The sequence below is a fragment of the Desulfatitalea tepidiphila genome (assembly GCF_001293685.1).
Classification (GTDB): Bacteria; Desulfobacterota; Desulfobacteria; order Desulfobacterales; family Desulfosarcinaceae; genus Desulfatitalea; species Desulfatitalea tepidiphila.
On the sequence record NZ_BCAG01000001.1, the window covers coordinates 601,384 to 622,110 of the forward strand.

13 protein-coding genes are annotated in these 20,727 nt (G+C 61.4%); all 13 read right to left on the reverse strand.

The window, feature by feature from the left end:
- The 13 genes from DFT_RS02655 to DFT_RS02715 all read right to left on the reverse strand — a co-directional run bounded on the left by DFT_RS02655 (position 1) and on the right by DFT_RS02715 (position 20,481).
- Positions 1 to 2,109: a chemotaxis protein CheA gene (locus tag DFT_RS02655; RefSeq protein ID WP_054029679.1), complete on the reverse strand. Its 2,109-nt coding sequence runs from the start codon at positions 2,107 to 2,109 to the stop codon at positions 1 to 3.
- A gap of 3 nt (positions 2,110 to 2,112) precedes the next feature.
- Positions 2,113 to 2,427 carry an STAS domain-containing protein gene (locus tag DFT_RS26085; protein WP_054029680.1) on the reverse strand — a complete coding sequence of 105 codons (315 nt, stop codon included), beginning with the start codon at positions 2,425 to 2,427 and terminating at the stop codon, positions 2,113 to 2,115.
- A 16-nt stretch (positions 2,428 to 2,443) separates the two neighbouring features.
- Positions 2,444 to 4,462, reverse strand: coding sequence for a methyl-accepting chemotaxis protein (locus tag DFT_RS26090; protein ID WP_161807063.1), 2,019 nt, complete (start codon positions 4,460 to 4,462; stop codon positions 2,444 to 2,446).
- Positions 4,463 to 4,512: 50 nt separating this feature from the next.
- The gene (locus tag DFT_RS02670) at positions 4,513 to 5,403 is read right to left on the reverse strand and encodes a response regulator (protein WP_054029682.1); all 891 of its coding nucleotides are present in this window, start codon (positions 5,401 to 5,403) and stop codon (positions 4,513 to 4,515) included.
- A 63-nt stretch (positions 5,404 to 5,466) separates the two neighbouring features.
- The gene (locus DFT_RS02675; RefSeq protein WP_054029683.1) at positions 5,467 to 5,973 is read right to left on the reverse strand and encodes a chemotaxis protein CheW; all 507 of its coding nucleotides are present in this window, start codon (positions 5,971 to 5,973) and stop codon (positions 5,467 to 5,469) included.
- A gap of 18 nt (positions 5,974 to 5,991) precedes the next feature.
- Positions 5,992 to 8,046, reverse strand: coding sequence for a methyl-accepting chemotaxis protein (locus DFT_RS26675; protein WP_054029684.1), 2,055 nt, complete (start codon positions 8,044 to 8,046; stop codon positions 5,992 to 5,994).
- Between the two features lie 537 nt (positions 8,047 to 8,583).
- On the reverse strand, positions 8,584 to 10,191 hold the full coding sequence (locus tag DFT_RS02685; RefSeq protein WP_054029685.1) for a B12-binding domain-containing radical SAM protein: 1,608 nt from the start codon (positions 10,189 to 10,191) through the stop codon (positions 8,584 to 8,586).
- Positions 10,192 to 10,416: 225 nt separating this feature from the next.
- On the reverse strand, positions 10,417 to 11,937 hold the full coding sequence (locus tag DFT_RS02690) for a class I adenylate-forming enzyme family protein (protein ID WP_054029686.1): 1,521 nt from the start codon (positions 11,935 to 11,937) through the stop codon (positions 10,417 to 10,419).
- Between the two features lie 44 nt (positions 11,938 to 11,981).
- The gene (locus tag DFT_RS02695) at positions 11,982 to 12,746 is read right to left on the reverse strand and encodes a short-chain dehydrogenase/reductase (RefSeq protein ID WP_054029687.1); all 765 of its coding nucleotides are present in this window, start codon (positions 12,744 to 12,746) and stop codon (positions 11,982 to 11,984) included.
- A 44-nt stretch (positions 12,747 to 12,790) separates the two neighbouring features.
- Complete coding sequence (locus DFT_RS02700; RefSeq protein WP_054029688.1) at positions 12,791 to 14,668, reverse strand: GNAT family N-acetyltransferase; 1,878 nt, start codon at positions 14,666 to 14,668, stop codon at positions 12,791 to 12,793.
- A gap of 684 nt (positions 14,669 to 15,352) precedes the next feature.
- The gene (locus tag DFT_RS02705; protein ID WP_054029689.1) at positions 15,353 to 18,649 is read right to left on the reverse strand and encodes an efflux RND transporter permease subunit; all 3,297 of its coding nucleotides are present in this window, start codon (positions 18,647 to 18,649) and stop codon (positions 15,353 to 15,355) included.
- A complete protein-coding gene (locus DFT_RS02710) occupies positions 18,646 to 19,800 on the reverse strand; it encodes an efflux RND transporter periplasmic adaptor subunit (protein ID WP_054029690.1) in 1,155 nt (384 codons plus the stop codon). Before DFT_RS02710 ends, DFT_RS02705 begins: the two co-directional genes overlap by 4 nt.
- A gap of 54 nt (positions 19,801 to 19,854) precedes the next feature.
- The gene (locus tag DFT_RS02715; protein ID WP_054029691.1) at positions 19,855 to 20,481 is read right to left on the reverse strand and encodes a TetR/AcrR family transcriptional regulator; all 627 of its coding nucleotides are present in this window, start codon (positions 20,479 to 20,481) and stop codon (positions 19,855 to 19,857) included.
- Positions 20,482 to 20,727: the final 246 nt, after the last annotated feature.

A 20,727-nucleotide genomic window follows, 5' to 3' on the forward strand; every position in this document is an offset into this window, starting at 1 on the left:
TTAAGCCGCCACGGCTTCGTCGTCCAACTCGTGCAGCAGCTTCTGCACATCGAGGATCAACGCCACGCTGCCGTCGCCCAGGATGGTGGCACCCGAGATCTCCTGCACATCCTTGTAGAGCGTGTTCATGGTCTTGATGACGATCTGGTGTTCACCGATCACCCGATCCACCACGATGCCCACCTGCTGGCCATCGAGCTGGTTGATCACCACCTGCTCGATGGCCGGCGGCGCTCCTTCGATGCCGAAACGTTCGCGCAATGGAATGTACGGCACGATCTGGCCGCGGATGTTGAGAATGTTGCGGCCATGGGCGTCGGCCACATGCTTGCGGGTCAGCTCCACGCAAGACTCGATGGCCGCCAGGGGCAGGACGAATTTTTCATCGCCCAGTTCCACCAGCAGGCCGTCGATGATGGCCAGGGTCAGGGGCAGCTTGAGGGTGATGGTGGTGCCCCGGCCCTTGCGGCTGGTGATATCGATGCTGCCGCGCAGCGCCTCGAGGCTGCGCTTGACCACGTCCATGCCCACGCCTCGACCGGAAACGCTGGTCACGGCGCCGGCGGTGGAAAAGCCGGGCAGGAAGATCATCTGCAGCAGTTCCTTATCGCTCTTCTCGGCTTCCGGGGAAAGAAGCCCCTTTTCGATCGCCTTGCGCCGGATCTGCTGGGGATCGATGCCCGCCCCGTCGTCATGGATGTGGATCAGCACATTGGCCCCGGAGTGCTCGGCATGGATGCGGATGGCGCCCTGTTCGGGCTTGCCGGCCGCGCCGCGCTTTTCAGGGGTTTCGATGCCATGGTCGATGCTGTTGCGCAGGAGATGCACCAGCGGGTCGTTTAGCTGCTCGATGACCGTCTTGTCCAGCTCGGTCTCCCCCCCTTCGGTGTGCAGCTGGATGCGTTTGCCCAGCTCGCCGGAAAGATCGCGCACCAGGCGGCGCAGCTTGGCAAACGCCGTCTCGATGGGCAGCATGCGCACGCTCAACACATGGTCGCGCAGTTCTGCGGTCAGCCGTTCGACCACCTCGGTGATGGCCAGCAGCTCGGGGTCGCGGTCGGCCGTCGCTTTCTGGCTCAGCCGGGCCTGGACGGTCACCAACTCGCCCACCAGGTTGACCAGGGCGTCGAGTTTTTCGGCGGCGACCCGCACGCTGCCGGACGATGATTGCTGTTCTCGCCGTTGACGGGTTTCCTGGACAAAGGCCTGTTCCGCCAAGGCGGCGCCCACCTGTTCTGGGCTGACCGTCTGGGATTCCACCAGGAGTTCTCCAAGCCGTTTCTGGCGATGCAGGGCGGTTTCCACTGCCTCGGGGGCCACATCGCCCCGAGCCACCAGGATTTCACCCAGGCGCGGAGATGGCCCGGATTCGCTCTCCGGCTCGTCGATCGGTTCGATCGCCAAGTCGCATGCGTCTTCGGCGAAGATGAAGACATCCTTTATCGCGTCGATCCCCCGCTCTGTGGTCAACAGGATCTCCCAATGCAGATAACAGCTTTCCGGGTCGAAAAGAGCCGGTTCGGGCACTCGGTCTGTGTACCCGATGACGCGGCAGGAGCCCAGGCCGGCCAGCTCATCTATCAGGGCCAACGGATTCGTACCGTTGCGGAACAGGTCGGCATAAGGGGTGAACTGGATGCGAAACATCTGCTCAGGGACCGGTGTCGGCGATGCCGGTGCGGATGGCGCCGGGTTGGAAAGGGGCTCGGTGTCGCCGGGCACCGATGCGTCGTCCGGGTTCAACAGGGCGCGAAAGCCGGCCAGGATACCGGCGCCTTTGTCGGAGTCGTCGGCCTCGGCTTCAGCGCCGCCGTCCAGCAAACCCTTGATGTGGTCCCTTGCCAGCAGGGCCAGGTTGACGAGATGGGTGGTGACCGGGATGCGGCCGTCGCGTACCCGGTCGAACACGGTTTCCACGTCGTGGGTGAAGGCGGCGATCTCGTCAAAGCCGAACATGGCGCCCGATCCTTTGATGGTGTGCATGGCGCGAAAGACGCGGTCCACCAGGGCCGTGTCGTCGGGGGATTGCTCCAGCTCGAGCAGCGAGGTCTCCAATTCGGCCAGCAGTTCGTAGGCTTCGATCTTATACGCTTCGCGTTGGGTATCCATGGGCTATGTCTCTTGGGCTGAGTTTGCAAAAAGTTCCAAAACAAGGCCGGCTCGCACCAGGGCCGCCGTGACCGCGGGCGATGGCGGGCCGAGGGTGATTGCCGCATCCGGTGAGCCGGCGGCGCGCGCGATCTGGCAAATGATCTGGAGGCCGGCCCCGTCGCAGCTCTCCACCTCGCTCAAGTCGACGGTCAGTGGATCTGGCGACGACAGCAGGGGCAACAGGGTGCGCCACGTGTCGGCGGCTTCCCAGATGCTCAGGGCGCCGCGGACAGACACCGTGCGGCCATGGTCAAGGGTTTGGCTTTCTATGGGCATGGCATTTCCCTTCTCGTCAAAACAATTCCACGTTGTCATCAAACATCTCGGGTTCCGCGGCCGCAGCGTCGGTCCCGGGGGATCGATCCAACCCTTCCGGCGCAGGGTCACGCTCCGGGTCGGGATGACCCAGGTGGGCTTCGCGTTCACGATCCATGGTGTAACGGGCCATGATGCGCCGCTCTTCGGCCTGCCAGTCGTCCGGAGCGGCTTCGGCAAAAGGCTGCAGCCTGTGTTGAACCTCCGCAAGGCGCGACAGTTGCGTCCGGCCGCCATCGGCCAGGGTGTCGAAAAACCCGAGATGCGTCTGACCCTCTGCGATGCGCCGCTCCAATCGCTGCCCCATTGCCAAGACCTGCCGGGACTCGGTTTTGAAGGTGGCGCAGGCGATGGAAAAGCCTTCGATGCCCCGGCGCAACAGCGCACCGGCGCCGTCGGCCCCTCCCCGATCGTCCCCGGCGCTGTCCATGGATTTGGAGGCTTCGGCGATGCGCGCCATGATATCGGTGACCTCACCGACGGTGGTATTGGACTGCTCGGCCAGCACTTTCATTTCGTTGACGATGGCGGCGATGGCGCGTCCTGCGTCTCCCAGGCGGGAGGAGCGGATGACCGCATTGAGGGCCTTGAGGCGGATGTCGAAATTGATGTCGCGCACCTGGTCGATATGGGTGTTCATACGGGCCACGGTCCGGCCGGTCTCTTTGCGGGCCTCGCCCAGACGGCGGATCTGCGCCATGCCTTCGTCGAAGAGGCCGGTGAGCCGCTCCAGTTCCTGGGTCAGCACCGTCACCGGATGGCGGGCACGGCTGCCTGCGACCGGGTAGGCCGCATCGATCTCCAGGGTGTCCAGGGCTTCGGCGCGGGTGACAGCCCCTACCGCCGTTTGCAAGGCACCCAGTGCCGACCGGCTCTCTTCCCGCACCGCCGCCACATCCTCGCAGATGGTTTGTACCTGGGCCATCTGCAGACGAACGATGCCGTAGACGCGGCCAAGCATGGCCTGCATGGAGGTCTGCGGCAGCGAAACGCCGGGCGTTCCGTTCAGGATCTGTTCGGCCTCGTCCAGTGCCTCATGGATGTGCGCCGCGCGTTGGGAGATGTTGTCGTGAATCTGAACACCGACGACCAGGCGGCCCACCTGCTGGTCGATCTGCCGGGATTGTTCGCTGATACGGTCCAGGGCGTCCATGGTCAGGTTCATGAAACAGGCCACCTGATCCAGAGCTCTGCGGACCGATGTCTGGGCATCGGCCATGAGGGTTTCCAGGTGGGCCATGCGCGCGCCGATATCGGCGTGCACGGTATCAAGGACCCGTTGGGCGGTTTGAGTGTCCTCACCGATATGGCCCACCGCGCTGTAAACCGTGCGCGACAGTTGCGCGATCTCTTCGGCCAGGGCTTGAAATGCCTCGGTCGCCGCCTGACTGCGGGCGCTTTCGATGCTGATGGCCAGACCGACCATTTTGAGGTTTTTGGCCACTACCTTGAACTGCTGGTTCTGAAGATGCAGCGCGGCCAAATCGGCATGAATCCGCTGCAATCCGTCCAGATCGGCGGCCAGCTGCAGCCGGCGGGTCTTGACCTCATCGATGGCCCCGGCGGCATGGTTCTCGATGGCTCTGAGAGCACCCCGGATCGAAGCATTCTGCTCCTCGCCCAGCATCGCCACGATGGTTTGGGCCAGCTGCCGTGCCTCGGCCTGGATGGTCTGCAGCCGGCCGCCCAGGTCGAGAAAATCATTTTCGGTTTGGCCGCACAGTCCGGTGAGCCTTTTGCCGCTGCGTTGAAGCGCATCCATCAAGGATTGGGTGTCGGACCAAGGCGCCGGCGGCGCATGGTCTTCTTCTCTCTTTTCAAGAAGACGGGGAGTCGCCTCGCACGCTGCTTCGAGCGGTGATGGGACGGGCCGGTCTGGACCTGCCGTGAGTTGCGGGACCATCCGACGGATCCGTTCGATCCCACGCCGCATCAGCGACGATCGCGTCAGAAATCGCAAGGCGGACGTCAATGCGGTCCATCCCATCAGTGCCACGGTTTTCTCCTCCTGCGGTTCGCCGGTCGGTCGAGATGTTGAGTCAAACATCATCGGTCGTTTCCAAGCCGGATGTGCTGATTTTTGCGTTGACCGGCGATCTGCAATTGCACCGTGACGCCCTGGGGCCTTGGATAGATGCGACATTCCACGATGCCTGTCAATCGTTCGCTGTCCACCCTGATGTCGAAGGCGCACCTCTTCCCGAGCGTTGCCGTTTGGGCCGCTTTTTCTTCCAACCCCGTTCCCTCCGCCCAGGGAAAGGCGTCGTGGAAGGCGCTGTTGATCGGGTCGGGGCACTCTGGTGCCAACCACTCCCGGGCCGCGCGGTTGATGTAGCTGATGCGTCCGGCACCGTCGAGAGAGACGAAGCCGTCGTTCACACTGTCCAGAATGAACAGCATGTCCCGGTTCGTTTGCAGCAGCACCTTTTCCACGCGGCGCCGGTAGTCGATTTCCTGCTCCAGCCGCTGGTTGGCCTGTTTGAGTTCTGCCGTACGCCGGGCCACCTTATGCTCCAGCTCCTCGTGGGCCCGCTTGAGCGCTTCTTCCTGTTCGGCCAGCTGTTTTTGGATTTCCCGATCGTTGACCACCCGCTGCACCACTTCGGGAAGGACCTCCAGCAGGCCGCTGGATTTGGTCAGATAGTCCTTGGCCCCCTCTTTCAGGATCTGGGCGGCCAACCGTTCGTCTCCGCGACCGGTGATCATCACCACCGAAACCTCTTTGTCGATCTGACGCAGGCGGTGGTAAAGCGCCAGGCCGGTGGTGTCCGGCAGATCGTAGTCGAGCAGGATCACATCGAAGTGTTGCGCCTGAAACTGTTCAAGGGCCGTCTTGCCGTTGCAGGCAAATTCTACCGTGTGTCCCGATGCCCAGAGCGAGTGGGCCTGGGCGTTGGCAGCCGGCTGACTGTCTTCGACGATGAGCACGTTGGCCATAGGTCATGATCCATTGGTGCCGATAAAGGTTCAGGGAGGGGGGTGGCCCCTCCCTTTTGATGGTTATGCGGCCTGCTGGGCATCGGTGCCGTGGGGTTGAACCATGGACAGCTCGTCCACGGAGAAGATGCGGTCCACGTCCAGGATGATGATGAACTCATCATCATGTTTGCCGATGCCCCTGATAAATTCGGTGTTCCATTTGGCGCCGATCTTGGGGGCCGCCTCGATCTGGCTGGCCTCCATCTCCATCACGTTATGCACCGCGTCGGCCAATGCGCCGATGACGGTGATTTCACCCTCAAGCGAGATCTCCATCACCACGATACGGGTGTCCAAGGTACGTTCGATCTTTTTCATGCCGAATTTGAGACTCAGGTCCACCACCGGTACCACGCTGCCGCGCACATTGATGACGCCGCGCATGAAGGCCGGCGAGCGGGGAACCTTGGTGATGGTGGTGACATCCAGGATTTCGCGCACCTGGGAGACATCCAGGGCAAACATCTCTTCGCCCAGGCGAAAGGTCAGATACTGGTGCAGCGATAGGTTGTCCGTATGTTCCGTCATCGTGTCCTCCTTTCGCGTTTAGTAGCGCTCGAACTCGGCGTCGCGATCGTCACCGCCGCCCATCTCCAGGTCGATGCCACCGTCCGCGGAGACCGGATGAAAGGCTGCCCGGGCGTGGCCGTTGCCGTTGCCGGCAGCGGGTTTGGCGGCTGCGGGATGAAAGTGGTGGGCGATATCCGCCTTGGGGGTCTTGCGCGGCGCACTGGGGGCCTTGGTCCGCTTGGCCGATGATACTCCCTGGGTGTCGATCTTGAAAAACGCCACGGCATCCTGCAGCCGTTCGGCCTGGCTGGAAAGCTCCTCTGCGGTCGAAGCCATCTCCTCGGAGGCCGAAGCGTTTTGCTGGATCACCTGGTCGAGCTGCTGGATGGCCTTGTTGACCTGATCGGCGCCGCTGTTCTGCTCGTTGCTGGCCGCGCTGATCTCCTGGACCAGTTCGGCCGTCTTTTGAATGTCCGGCACGATGCGGCCCAGCATTTCACCGGCCTTTTCGGCCACCTCCACGCTGGAACTCGACAGGCTGCTGATCTCGCCGGCCGCGGTCTGGCTGCGTTCGGCCAGTTTACGTACCTCCGAGGCCACCACGGCGAACCCCTTGCCGTGCTCGCCGGCCCGCGCCGCCTCGATGGCCGCGTTGAGGGCCAGCAGGTCGGTCTGCCGCGCGATCTCTTCGATGATCGAGATCTTCTGGGCGATCTCCTTCATGGCCGCCACGGTGCGGGACACGGCCTGGCCGCCGTTTTCGGCATCTTCGGCCGCCTTGAGCGCGATCTTTTCGGTCTGGGTGGCGTTGTCGGCATTCTGCTTGATGTTGGCCGCCATTTGCTCCATTGAGGAAGAGGCTTCTTCGGCCGATGCGGCCTGCTCGGTGGCCCCCTGGCTCATCTCTTCGCTGCTCGAGCTCAGCTCCTGGCTGCCCGAGGCCACGTTGTCGGCCGCGGACTGCACGTCGGCCACGATATTACGCAGTTTTTCCACCATATTCTTCATGGCGGTGAGCAGTTGGCCGGTTTCGTCCTTGCTGTCGATGTCGATCTTCACCGTGAGATCCCCTTTGCTCAACTGATCGGAGATTCCCACGGCCTTGATGATGGGCGCGGTGATGGTCCGGGCGCCCAGCAGAATGACGACCGCGACGACCATACTCGTGACGATGGCAATGAGCAGGGTCGCATTACGAATGGCGTTGGAAGCGGCCAGAAACTCGCTTTCGTCCTGGGTGGCGCAGATGGACCAGCCGGCGATGGCGACCGGCGCAAAGCCTGCGATCTTGTCGATCCCTTTAAAACGATACGATTCCACACCGGTCTGGCCGGCGAGCATCCTGTCGTTGATGCTCTTCATTTCCCCAATCGTGGTGACATCCAGCTTGAGGATGTTTTCGGCCTTGGGATGGGCCAGAATCATGCCGGCCTCATTGATCATGTAACCATATCCGGTTTGACCGATCTTACGGTTGGCGATCAGGTCCGTCAGATATTCCGCCTTGACCGCGATGCCCAACAGACCGAGGAACTGCCTGCGGTCGCCCTGGATGGGAGCGCAGATGGTCAGCACCGGTTTGCCCGTGGCCTTGGAGACCACCATTTTGCCGATGATGGTCTTGCCGGCCGACTTGGTTTCCACAAAGAAGTCCTGGGTGGAGATGTCGATATCCTGATAGCGGTTCCCGTTGTCGAGAATGCCGTTATACACTTGGCCCTTGGCGTCGGCGATGAAGATCCCCTGGTAGGTGTTCCCCATTTCCGAGAATTGTCGGGCCAGAGCGTTGAACACATCCTCGATACGGTGCTGGGAACCTGCAATGCCATTGGACGCCACCGCTTCGGCCATTTCCCGGATTCTTTGCTGAGAGGCCATGGATGCCGCTTTGCTCATTTCGCTCTCCAGGATATTCGTGGTCATTCGCGCCAGGTCCGAGGCAATGCCCTGGGCCTGCTCCATGGATTGCTTTTGCAGCGCGTTGCCGGCTTTTTGAAAGGCGATGAAGCCGACCACAAAGACGGGTACCAGCACTAAAATGAGACCGCCGATGATCAGCTTCGATGAAATGGTTTTGAGATTGATTTTCATTGAACGCTTTCCTCCTGGATAAGTTGATCCCCTTTAAGATCCAAAAAATGATGCCAAACGATCAAAAGCTTTTTGATTTCCATGGGCAAAAAACCATTATGCGGAGTCCTGCAGCCGCCGGTGAAATCATTTTAGGGTAGTATCGTCATGCACAGAGCGCACTTAACGATGAATTATGTGGGGTAAAATGGGGGGCGAATCCACCCGGTCCTTCATACCCGGCAATTCTAAATGAATGTGATTCACAATTGCGGGTATGTTTCCAAGGTGTTGTTTAATAAAACAATTCGCATGGTAACAGGCATGGCAGGCCCGGGTGGGTCAGGTGGCCAGGGCCACGTACGCCTGCGGTCAATAGAGCCGGTTGAATGCAAACGGCGGACAAGCGGCCCAGACTGTTTGAGCGCAGCGAGTTTCTGGGCCGCCCGCCGTGCATGTTACCGGCACTTGACCGCTTGGCGTGTGGCATCGGCCACCTGTCCCACCCGGGCCGGGTTTAATGAATCGCGTTCGGTTGGAATCGCCGCGTCAGACCGCCTATGGCAGGGCGGGCGCGGAAAGGGTTGGGCAATGGCGGTTGTGGGTCCAGAACCAGTGCAGGCCTTCCGGTGCCTGCTGGTATTTCAAGAAGCCGCGCTCGTAGTAATTTTTAATGGTCCGGGCCACCAGGGCTGCGTCCATGCCGGTGGTGCGGGTCACATGGGCCGCCAGGGGGGCCGTGGGATCGGTCGTGTCCACGGGCAAGGTGTCGCTTTCACTGATAATGTCTTCGGACAGGATGGCGTAGGCCAGCTTCATCCGGTAGAAGCCCTCGAAGGTGAAAAATTCCTCGTCCGAACAGGTGCCTTGGCGGTAGCGGGCCTCCACCGTGTCTCGTTGCTCGATCTGCTTGCGGTAGGCGTCGGCCACGAAGGCGTCCATCTGCTCGGGCGTCAGGGCGGCGGTGCGCACGATGGCCTGGTTGGCGTCGTACAGGCGCCATTCGTCGGTGAGGATCTCCAGATCGTATTGCTCGACGTTATCCCGGATCGTGGTGCCGGGAAAGGGGGAGAGGAAATGAAAGCCGTATTCGATGCCCAGGGTTTCGGCGAACCGACGGGTCTCTTCCAGCGTGGCCAGGGTCTCGCCGGGCAGTCCCACCATGAACGAGGCGTGGGTACGCAGGCCGGCCGCCTTGCTCCACGCCACGGCCTGGCGGGCCTGGGCCAGGGTAATGCCCTTTTTGACCCGCTTGAGCATCTCGGCATTGCCCGACTCGATGCCGAAGCTGATGCTGTAGCAACCGGCCGATCGCATATCCTGGAGCAGCTCCGGATCCACCGTGTTGACCCGGGCGAAGACGCTCCAGATGAAGTCGAGGTTGCGCCGCCGGATCTCCGCGCAAAGGGCATGCACCCGTTTCCGGTTGGCGGTGAACAGGTCGTCGGCCACATTGATGATGGTCATTCCTTCGGCCAGCAACCCTTCGATTTCGTCCACCACCCGGGCGGGATCTCTGAAGCGGGGTTTGTGGCCCACCATGCGCCGGCCCAGGCAGAAGATGCAGGCGTTGGGGCAACCCCGGCTGCTAATGATGCTCACCGGAAATCCCAGGGCCTCGTAGCGGGACATGGGCAGCAGATGCCGGGCAGGCAGCGGCAGGGCATCCAGGTCGGCGATCAGGGGGCGGGCCGGGGTTCGCAGCACCTCGTCGTCCTGACGAAAGGCGATGCCCTCGATGGTCGGCCACGCAGTGGGGGATTGGATCGCTGGGATCAGATCGTGCAGGGTCTGCTCGGCCTCGCCGATGACGATCAGGTCGAGCTGCGGATAGCGCCGCAGGGTGTTTTCCACGTCGAAGCTGACGTGCGGACCGCCCATCATGGTGATGGCCTGCGGCAAGTGGGCCTTGGCGTCCTGAATGATACCGATGGCCTGGGGAAAGTTCATGGTAACAGAGGTGGCGCCCACCACATCGGGCCGGAATGCGTCCAGTGCCGCCCTCAATTTTTCAGGGGTGTACTTGCTGACGATATAATCGAAGATTCTCACCTCGGCACCGGCCGCTTCGCAGGCGGCGGCCACATAGCAGAGTCCCAGGGGAGGTGACGGCGCCTCTTCGAGGGGATAGGGCGGGGCGATCAGTGCGATTTTCAATTTTTTCATGGAGGGGGTGGATATCATGATGGTTAAGAAGTTTAAAGTTTAAAGTAAAAAGTATGAAAGTATGAAAGTTGATGCCTATGTAAAAAGTCGCTGCCGGACGGCGCCGTAAAAAGTTCAAGATCAAGGCGTGCGAAATTCCGTGTCCTGAGGCGTACTTGTCGTACGCCGCAAGGACGACGGGATGAGCACAACGCAGATATTGGGCTTTTTACGGTGGCGTCAAAGTTAAGGCGTTCTGTCGATCATTTTCCTCAGCTCCTTGCGCAGGATCTTGCCCACCAGGCTTTTGGGCAGGGCCTGGAGGAAAACCACCTCCTTGGGGGATTTGAAGCGCTTGAGTTTGCCTTGGCAATAGTCGATGATCTCCCCGGCGGTGGCGCTTTTGCCGGGAGCCAGGACCACGAAGGCCTTGATATTTTCTCCGTAGACCTCGTCGGGCATGCCCACCACGGCCGCTTCGTTCACGCTGGGGTGGCTGTAGAGCACCTCTTCGATCTCCCGGGGCGCGATGTTTTCGCCGCCCTTGATGATCAAGTCCTTTTTGCGTTCGGTGATGAAGAAATAGCCGTCCTCGTCCTGGTATCCCACGTCGCCGGTATAGAGCCAGCCGTCCTTGATTACTTTCGCGGTCTCCTCGGGCTTGTTCCAGTAGCCCTTCATGATCTGGGGCCCGGCGATGAGGATCTCGCCCTGTTGACCGGGCGGCAGGTCATTGCCCTGGTCGTCGACCACCTTCATCCGGGTGCCCTTCATGGGCAGGCCGATGGAGCCGACCTTTTTGACGCCGTTGAAGGGGTTGGCGGAATTGTTGGCGCCGGCCTCGGTCAGCCCCCAGCCCTCGGTGATTTCGGCCCCGAAGGTCTCCTTGAAACGCTGCCAGGTGTCCAGGGTCAGCGGCGCTGAGCCCGAAATCCAGTACTTCATGGAGCTCAAATCGTATTTTTTCGGATTGGGGTGCATGAGCATGTAGACGTACAGGGTGGGCACGGCCGCCATGATGTCGGCCTCGTACTTTTCGATGGCGGCGAAGATGGCATCGATGTCGATGGCTGGCAGGACGACCGTTTTCCCGCCGCCCACGATGTGGCCGTAATTCAGACTGGCGATGCCGTAGGAGTGGCACAGGGGCAGCACGTTGATGCTGGTCAGGCCCGACGGCAGCCCCACGGTGCCGTTCTGCATCACGGCATTGATGTAGAGACTGTGGTGGGTGTGCATGACGCCCTTGGGCATGCCCGTGGTGCCGGCCGTGTAGATCAGGGCGGCCAGATCGTCGTCGACGGTGGGTTCCATTTCGATGGTATCGCTGTTTTGTTCGATCAGGTCATGGAACGAGAGGGTGCCGGCCGGCGCGTCGCGCTCGGTCAGGATGACGTGTCGCACCTCGGGCGCCGTCTTGCGGCACGCCTCGATTTTTGGCAGGAAGACCTTGCTGCTGATGACCGCTTTGGCGCCGGTGTCCTTATAGATATAGGCGGTTTCCGCATCGCCGACCATAAAGTTGATCGGGACGATGACGGCCCCCACGATATAGACGGCCTGGAAGCTCAGGTAGACCTCCGGGCAGTTGGGCATCTGGATGATGACCCGGTCGCCTTTGCCGATGCCTATTTTTTTCAATGCATTTGCGAGCTTGCGGGCCATTTGGCGCATCTGGACGTTGGTGTATTCCCGGTCGTTGAAGATGACCGCGACGTGTTCTCCAAAGCGCTCGATTTCCTTTTGGGGCAGCTCTGCAAGGTTCATCCTGCGTCCTCCCTTCGGTTCAGTTGGGTGATGAAGATTTCTTTCTATGTCGCCGAATAGCCGCCATCGATGGTCACCACCGTGCCGGTGATGAACTTGGCGCAGTCCGAGGCGAGGAAGGCCACCAGGCGGGCGACATCCTCGGGATCGCCGGGCGGTGGGTCGCTGGGCATCAGGTCCTGCCAGCGGTCGGCATCTTTGAACTTGGCCTGGGCCACGCTGCGCAACAGCGCCTCCAGCCGTTGGGTCTTGATCAGGCCCGGATTGATGGCCACCACCCGGATGCCGTCGCGCAGGCTTTTCCCCCCCATCGCAGTGGTGAAGGCCATGAGGGCCGCGTTTCCGGTGCCGCCGGCGATATAGTCGGGCAGGGGCCGCTGGCCGGCCGCACCGATCACATTGACGATGACGCCCTTGCCGCGGGCGCGCATCCGGTCGTAGACCGCCCGGGTCAGATTGATGTAGCCGAACACCTTCAGGTCCCAGGCCTCTCGCCATTGCGCTTCGTCGATTTGCCAGAGATTGCCCCGGGGGATGGCGCCGGCGTTGTTGACCAGTATGTCGATATCCTTGCACGCGGCCGCCAGCTTGCGAGCGTGGTCCCCGATGCTCAGGTCCACGGGATGGAGGGTCACGGACACGCGATGTTTCGATTCGATCTTCTTCTGGGTCTCGCGCAACTGCGTTTCATCCCTCGCGGCCAGATGCAGGTTGCAGCCTTCGGCGGAGAGTGTTTCGGCCGTCGCCCGGCCGATGCCCTTGGAGCCGCCGGTGATCAGAACGGATTTTCCTTTCAAACCTAAGTCCATGGGGCCTCCTGGTATGGATCGACTGTTTCCCTATCGTACCGGATTTAATCATTGTTCTTGGTCGTATGTTTGAAGGTCATGGTGAGGGCATAGACCCCGTCGAGCAATCGGGCCTGCATCTGCACATCCCCTTTTTCAAACACCTTGAGCATGGACTTGTTGGAAGCCAGCACGTCGGCGGTCAAGCCCTGCAGCCCGTTCTGCATGGCATGCTGGGCCAGCATGCGGTAGAGAAAGGTGGCGATGCCCAGGCCCTGGTACGTTTCATCTACGACAAAGGCCACATCGCCATAGGGTCGGCGGTCGTGCTTGACATAGCGTCCCTCGCAGATCAGCTTCTCCTGGCCTGGTTCGCCCACCAGGCCGACGATGGAGAGCGTGTCGCGGTAATCCACGTTGACATAATCCTGCATCTCGGTGTGCGGCATGGTTTTGAGCGGCGCGAAGTAGCGGTAGTAGATGGCCTCGTCGGAAAAACGGTAGAACAGCCGCCGCATCTGCTCTTCGTCCGAGGGTTTGATGGCCCGGAAACGGACATTGACCCCGTTCTTAAAGGTGTGCCGGGTGGCCACGTCCTGGGGATACAGATGCGCGCTGTCCGCCAGGAAGATCTGGTCCTGGTAGAGGATGCGGGCCTTTTTGGCCTCTTCGACCAGGGCCGGCCGGTCTTCGGGGTGAGCGATTTCGATCATGGCCTGGGCCCGTTCGCGCAAGGTGCGGCCGCGCAAGTGGGCCGTGCCGTACTCCGTGGCGATGATGTCCATGGATTCGGGTTGATTGATCAGGTTGGGCAGGTCTTCCACCGAAAGACGGACATTGGGCTTTCCCTTGCGGTTGCGGCTCGGCAGGGCCACGATGGTGTAACCGCCCCTGGAGATCTCCGCGCCGTTGAAGAAATCCGCCATCTGGCCGGGCCCGGCGGTCACGCCGCCCTTGCCCACGATCATGGCCGCCCGTCCGGCCAGGTCCACCCGCCGGCCTGGTATGATCAGCACGAAGCGGTCGTTGCGGCCGATATCGGCCGGGTTGAACACCCGGTCCACGCTTTGGAATTCCACCAGGGGGTTGCGATCCAGCCAGCGCATCAGCTGGGTGCTGCCCAGGGCGAATCCGGCCAGGGATCGGCCCCGGAACGCTCCCTTGCGACGGTTGCTGACCGCCCCGCTTTTCACCAACTCCATCAGCGAATCGGTGAACGAAGGGGTATGGATGCCCAGGTCCCGTCGATCGGCCAGGTGTTTGGGCAGGGCTTCGAAAAGCGGGCCGATGCTCCAGGCCAGGCAAGTCCCGTCTTCGATGACCGATGCCACGCTGGCCGCCACCCGGTCGAAGATCTCCTCCTGGGGCCAGCGGTCGAAATAGATCGGCGGCTCGGTGGATTGCACCAGCAGATCGAACTCCCCGATGGGGATGAAGGTGTCGCCATATGTAAACGGTACCTGGTCGTTGATTTCACCGACCACCAGCTCGGCCTGCTCCATGGCCCAGCGGGCCACATCGACCCCCAAGCCGAGGCTGCAGTAGCCTTCCTCGTTGGGCGGCGTGATCTGTATGAAGGCCACATCGATGGGGATCTGGCCGGAACGGATCAGTCGGGGAATGGTGGAGAAGCGGGATGGGATCAGGTCTACATGTCCGGCGGTGATGGCTTCGGAAGCCACCCAACCGGAAAAGAAGGTGCGCAGGCGGTACTTTTGCGACTGCAGGGCCTCCAGGGAGATGGCGTCGCCGAAGCTGACCAGTTGGATCAGGGTCAGGTCCTGCAGGTTGTAGGCTTTTGAGGCCATCAGGTGCTTGACCAGGGTGCGCGGTTCGCCCGTGCCGGTGCCGAGAAACAGGTTCATACCCGGTTCGATGCGTCCCAGGGCGACATCCGGCGCCACCACCCGTTTCTGCCAGTTGCTATTCCTCATATCTGTCATCGCGTTACGATCCTGTATTCGCTATCCGTTTCTATCGGGGCGCCGCCGCTGCCGTCGGACCCGGTCGGCCTTTTCGACCGTTGCCTGTTCAACGTAGCATGGGCCCATATGAACGGCAAGCCTCCCTGACGTCGTCCAGGGATTCTAACTGAATGCTGTTCATTGAACCCGGCGTGGGTGGAACAGGTGGCCGATGCCACACGCCAAGCGGTCAAGTGCCGGTAAAATGCACGGCGGGCAGCCCAGAAACTCGCTGCGCTCAAACAGTCTGGGCCGCTTGTCCGCCGTTTGCATTTAACCGGCACTAGGACCGCAGGCGTATGTGGCCCTGGCCGCCTGCCCCACCCACGCCTGCCATCTCCGTTGCCATGCGAGTCTTTATTATCAAACGCCTCCCGTAATGCATGCCCTTCAAGGTGAATCACAGCCAGGTAGAATTGCTGGCCGTCGTGGGTCGGGTTTTATTTTATCCTAAATGTGGTTTTCCTGAGGTGTTCAAGTTTCCATCCGGGCGGGGATAGACCCTGCCCTTACGCCGCCGGGTTATGGCAACGGTCTGTAAGACCCTTCAAGCCCCGTAGAGGTTTCCCGCCTGGATGATTCACCCGATCTCGTAGGGGCGGGCTTTACGCCCGCCCACAGCATCCGCTGAAGTTGATAATATCGATTCTGTGTTGTGAACGATCAGCGCTGCTCGACGTAGGGAGCCCCGTACCACCGTTTGAACCGGGTGTGCCACCGGCTGAGCCGGGCCTGCGTGGTTTCGATGAGGGCATACAGGGAGGGGACCACCACCAGGGTGAGCAGGGTGGAAATCAGGAGGCCGAAGATCACCACGATGGACATGGTGCGCCACCACTGGGTCGATTCGCTCGTCCAGGAGATGGCCATGGCATGGAAGTCGTAACTCACGCCGGTGACCATGGGGATCAGACCCAGGATGGTGGTGATGGCGGTCAGGGCCACCGGTCGCAGGCGGGTGGCGCCGGCCGCCACGACGGCCTCGTCGAGGGCCATGCCGCGGGCGCGCAGCTTGTTGGTGTAGTCGATCAGGACGATGGCGTTGTTGACCACCACCCCGGCCAGGGAGATGATGCCCACCCCGGACATGATGATGCCGAAGGGCGACTTGATCAGGTAGAGGCCGAGAAAGGCGCCGCCCAGGGAGAGCAGGACCGAGGTCAGGATGATCAACGGTTGCGCCACCGAGTTGAACAGGGTCACCAGGATCAGGAAGATGAGGAAGAGGGCGATCGTGAAGGCCCGCGAGAGAAACGCCTCGGACTCCTGCTGGAATTCGTTTTCGCCGGTAAACTTCAACCGGTAGCCGGGCGGCAGGGAGAATTGTGCGAGCATCTCCTCGGCCTGGGCGCGTGCTACGGCCCCGGGAATGCGGGATTCGTCCACATTGGCTTTGACGGTGACCACGCGTTCGTGGTTGATGCGCACGATGTCGCCCAGGCTGCCGCCGTATTCGATGCGGGCCAGGGTGGTCAGGGGCACGATCTGGCCCGAGGGCGTGGGGATCATCAGCTTGTGCAGGATGTCGGTGACCCGGCGGTCGGCATCGTTGAGGGCGACGGTGACGTCGTAATCTTCGTCGCCTTCATAGTAAGTCGTGATGTCCAGGCCGTTGTATGCGGTCTTGAGGGCGGCGCCGATGGTGCCGGTGGTCAGGCCCATGATGGCGGCCCGCTGGCGGTCGATGCGCACGAGGACCGAGGGCAGTCCGGCCACATAGTCGTCGCGCACATCGTAGACATGGGGCAGCTTGGCCACGATGTCGCGCACCTGTTCGGCGATGGCCCCCAACTGGGCGAAGCTGTCGCCGGAGATTTCGATGTTGATGGGCGCGCCCGTGGGCGGCCCCTCCTCCTGTTCGTCGACGGTCAGGCGGGCGCCGGCGATGCCGGCCACCCTGCGGCGAAGCGCTTCCACGTCGGCGGCCGTGGGTGTCCGGCGCTCCTGGAAGTCCACGAATTGAACGCCGATGTGGTTGGGAAGGTTGCTGTCAAAGGAGAATCCGCTGCCCCCCTGGACCGCCTTGGTATAGACATGCTCGATGTTGTTCAAGTCGCCCGGTGCGGCGTAGCGTTCGCCGGTGGCCTTGACGTGCTCCTGGGGCCGGTAGGCCGCGGCGTAGCGTTCGGGCGTCACCGTCGTGCCGCCGCCGCCGGCCCCCAACAGGGCCATTTCGGTCTCCTTGAGAATGCGGTCCACGTAATCCAAGTCGGCCCCTTCGGGAGGATCGACATTGATATAGACGCTCTTGGGGTCGATGGCCGGGAAGAATTCCACCGGCCGCTCCAGACCGATGGCCAGCATCCAGACCTGGATCAGGACCACCAGCAGGGCGAAGGAGATGCCCAATACGGCCGGCTTGTGGGCCAGGGCGCCGCGCAGCAGCCGGGAGTAGGCGGAGAGAATCGGCCCGTCGATGACCACCGGAGATTCGCCGTCGGCTTCCGGGGATACGGTGGCACGCACTTTGTCTTCCATCGTCCGCCCATTTTTCAGCTGCATGAAAAAGGCCGCCAGGGCCGGATTGATCACCAGGGCCACGAACAGGCTGGAAAAGAGGGTCACGATCAGGGTGATGGGCAAAAATTTCATGAACTCGCCCATCAGTCCGGGCCAGAAGATCATGGGGAAAAAGGCCGCCAGGGTGGTCATGGTGGCCCCGATGACCGGCCAGGCCACTTCGCTGGTGGCCCGCATGGCGGCCTGGATGCGCGGCACCCCTTGTTCCATGAAGCGGTAGATGTTCTCCACCACGACGATGGCGTTGTCGACCAGCATGCCCAGGGCCAGGGTCAGGGAAAAGAGCACCACCATGTTGAGGGTGATGCCCAGGGCGCTTAAAATGATGAACGACAGCAGCATGGAGAAGGGAATCGCCAGGCAGACCAGCACGGCGTTGCGCAGTCCCAGGGCGAAGAGCAGCACCACCACCACCAGCAGCAGGCCCGAGATGATGTTGTTCTCCAGGTCGGCCACCATGGCGCGGATCTCCTCGGCCCGGTCCATCAGCTTGGTGATGCGCGTGTCGGCCGGCCAGCCCTGCCGGACGCGTTCGATGGTCTCGTCGATCTGATCGGTGATGGCGATGATGTTCTCGCCCACCCGCTTCTTGACCGCGATATTGACCGCATCCACGCCGTCGAGGCGCGAGCGGCTGGTTTCATCCTTGGCGCCGTCCAATACCGTGGCCACATCCTTGAGGTAGACCGGCCGACCCTGGTGAGTGGCCACGATGAGCCCCAGGATTTCGTCCGGGTTCTCGAATTCGCCCGGTACGCGCAGTTGGTAGCGCCCCTGGCCCAGGGTGATGGCGCCGCCCGAGGTGTTCTGGTTTTCGCTGGGCACCACCTGCTGGAAGGCGGTGATGGGAATGCGGTAGTAGGCGAGTTTGTCGGTGTCCACCTCGATGCGGATCTCCCGCTCCTGGCCCCCGGACACCTCGGCTTCCAAGACGCCGGGGATCGCTTCGATGTCGTCCTTGAGATCGTCGGCGATCTTCTTCAGACAGCGCGGGCCGCAGGTCCCCGAGAGGGAGAAGACGATGATGGGCAGCTCCGAGAAGTTCACTTCGAAGACCGACGGATCGCTCTCCAGGTCCGTGGGCAGGTCGATCATGGCCTCGTCCACCTTGTCCTTGACCCTGGGCAGCACGTCGTCGATGTCCGTGCCCGGTATGAACTCGATGTCGATCTGGGAGAGTCCTTCGGCGCTGACCGATTTGACCTTCTTGACGCGGTCCAGCCCCTTGAGCTTCTTTTCGATCTTGATGGTGATGCCGGTTTCGATGTCGGCCGCCGACACGCCGCGGTAGTCGGTCTGCACGAAGACGTGCGGGATGGTGATGTCCGGCGAACTCTCCCGGGGCAGGGAGAGGTAGCTGCTCGTGCCCAGGATGACGATGATCAGGGTGAACACCACCACACTGATCCGGTTTTTGACGGCGGCATCCGATACGATCATGGGATCAGCTCCTCCATGGCATGCACCGTGCGGGTGACCTGCAGCGGGTCGCCCTCCTCGATGCTGCGCTGGCCGACTACCACCACCTGGTCGCCGGCGGCGATGCCGCTGGTGATCTGGACATGCCAACCATCCTGGATTCCCGTAGTGACCGGTTGCAGCCGGGCCGCCCCGTCTTTGAACAGGAAGAGCGCGTCCGTTCCGTTGCGTTGGATCAGGGAGTAGAGCGGTACGGCCAGGCCATCGGGCACCTCGCGCTTGACGACCACCACCCGGGTGAACATGTCCGGCAGAATTTCGGCGTCCGGATTGGACACGGCGATCTCCAGATTGTAGAGGCGCGCGAAGTCGTCCGACGTCTTCTGCAGGTAGTGGCGGGTGCCCTCGAATCGCTTACCCCCCAATGCCTCGACGATGACCGTAAAACGCTCCAGGCGGCGGACGGCATCCACATCCGACTCGGGGATGCCCACCTCGACCTTGACCCGGTCGATGTCCAGGATCTGGGCCACCGGGTTGCCCACATCCATGAACTGACCGGATTCCACATGGACCCGGTCGACCACGCCGTTCATGGGGGCACGGATGGTGCAGCGCTCCAATGCCAGTGCCGCATTGTCCATGGCGGCCTTGCTGGTACGGACGTTGGCCACGATGTCATCGAGCTGAGCCTGGGTGGCCACCCGTTCGTTGAACAATCGCCGCAATCGGGTTTCGGTGACCACGGCCAACTCGTGGGCCGCCTTGGCGGATTCATACGCGTTGACGTAATCGCGCCTATCGATGACGGCCAGGAGATCCCCCTTTTTCACCCGGTCGCCTTCCGCGATCGCCTTGTCGACGATTTTGCCTTTCACCTCGGCCACGACGGTCAAAGAGATCCAGGGGTTGACGTGACCGGGCAAGGTCAGCTTCTCCTGAAGCAGACGGGGCAGCACTTCCAAGGTTACGACATTGGTGATTGCACGCTCCTGGTGCAGCTCCGAACGCTTTTTCTCGTCAATGATCTCGCCTTCAGAGCGGATCTTGCCGCCGAGCATGGCGATGATGCCGACCAGAAGCGCCACCACCAGGGTCGGGAGTGCTTTGATGAGACGATGCCGCCAGGTCGGCCGGGGAGGTCCGGGCGGGTGGTTATCGATGGAATCCATGATCGGTGTTAAGGCTCCGTGGCCCCGCCGAGCGGGGAAAATTGTTGGATTGAGTCAATTTTTGCCCATCAATGGAGCGGCCTGTGTCAATACGAGGTCTATTTGGGCGCGCAGATCGATCTGGTCGCCTGCCACCCTGTTGTGGATGACCAGTCCATCCAGCCAGGCCATGAAATTGATGGCGATTCTTTCGGAATAAGAGGCGATTTCAGGCCGCAGCCGGCCGCTGGAGACGCCTTCGAGCAGGACGTTGACGATGGTTCGGATCTGGCGCTGGTATAAACTCAGAATCAGATGGGGTCGATCGAAAAAAGCGCCGTTTTCCAGCAAAGCTTGGGAAACCACTTCATAAAACAGTTTGGACTTCAGGTCGGTTTGCTCCGGCCCGTGACCCTGTATGTACAATGCCGCGATGCGTTGTAACCGTTCGATCGGGTCGTCGGTTTCCCGGCCGATGGCGTCTAGATCCGAAAACCATTGCTCCGCCCCTTCCGTGACGGCTGCCAGGAAGAGTTCCTTTTTGTTCCGATAGTATTCGTAAACGGTGCTCTTGCCGATGCCGGCTTCGGTGGAGATCTCCTCGATGCTGGCGGCGGCATAGCCTTTTCTGGCAAACAGCTGCAGGGCGGCCAGGGCGATCTCCCTGGCGCGGGTGCTTCTTCGGATGGTGGTGACATCCATCGGTTTTTTTCTCTCCTTTGGTCTTCTCCGAATCCAGAGTCGGGAAAACTAACCCGATTCAAAAGGGTTGTCAATATTTAAATTGGACTAAAAAACAAATAGATGCGGTATTTATGGGATGCAGTCAATTCATTATCCGACTGATGGGTCGGATATTTAGAAGGTGTTTGATAAAAATTTCCTTGATAACGGAGATGGCAGGCGTGTGTGGGGCAGGTGGCCAGGGCCACGTGAGCCTGCGGTCTC

Excerpts from the sequence above, each read along its gene's own strand:
- DFT_RS02655 (WP_054029679.1), bottom strand. The coding sequence starts at position 2,109 with ATGGATACCCAACGCGAAGCGTATAAGATCGAAGCCTACGAACTGCTG.
- DFT_RS26085 (WP_054029680.1), bottom strand. The coding sequence starts at position 2,427 with ATGCCCATAGAAAGCCAAACCCTTGACCATGGCCGCACGGTGTCTGTC.
- DFT_RS02670 (WP_054029682.1), bottom strand. The coding sequence starts at position 5,403 with ATGGCCAACGTGCTCATCGTCGAAGACAGTCAGCCGGCTGCCAACGCC.
- DFT_RS02675 (WP_054029683.1), bottom strand. The coding sequence starts at position 5,973 with ATGACGGAACATACGGACAACCTATCGCTGCACCAGTATCTGACCTTT.
- DFT_RS26675 (WP_054029684.1), bottom strand. The coding sequence starts at position 8,046 with ATGAAAATCAATCTCAAAACCATTTCATCGAAGCTGATCATCGGCGGT.
- DFT_RS02685 (WP_054029685.1), bottom strand. The coding sequence starts at position 10,191 with ATGAAAAAATTGAAAATCGCACTGATCGCCCCGCCCTATCCCCTCGAA.
- DFT_RS02690 (WP_054029686.1), bottom strand. The coding sequence starts at position 11,937 with ATGAACCTTGCAGAGCTGCCCCAAAAGGAAATCGAGCGCTTTGGAGAA.
- DFT_RS02695 (WP_054029687.1), bottom strand. The coding sequence starts at position 12,746 with ATGGACTTAGGTTTGAAAGGAAAATCCGTTCTGATCACCGGCGGCTCC.
- DFT_RS02700 (WP_054029688.1), bottom strand. The coding sequence starts at position 14,668 with ATGACAGATATGAGGAATAGCAACTGGCAGAAACGGGTGGTGGCGCCG.
- DFT_RS02705 (WP_054029689.1), bottom strand. The coding sequence starts at position 18,649 with ATGATCGTATCGGATGCCGCCGTCAAAAACCGGATCAGTGTGGTGGTG.
- DFT_RS02710 (WP_054029690.1), bottom strand. The coding sequence starts at position 19,800 with ATGGATTCCATCGATAACCACCCGCCCGGACCTCCCCGGCCGACCTGG.
- DFT_RS02715 (WP_054029691.1), bottom strand. The coding sequence starts at position 20,481 with ATGGATGTCACCACCATCCGAAGAAGCACCCGCGCCAGGGAGATCGCC.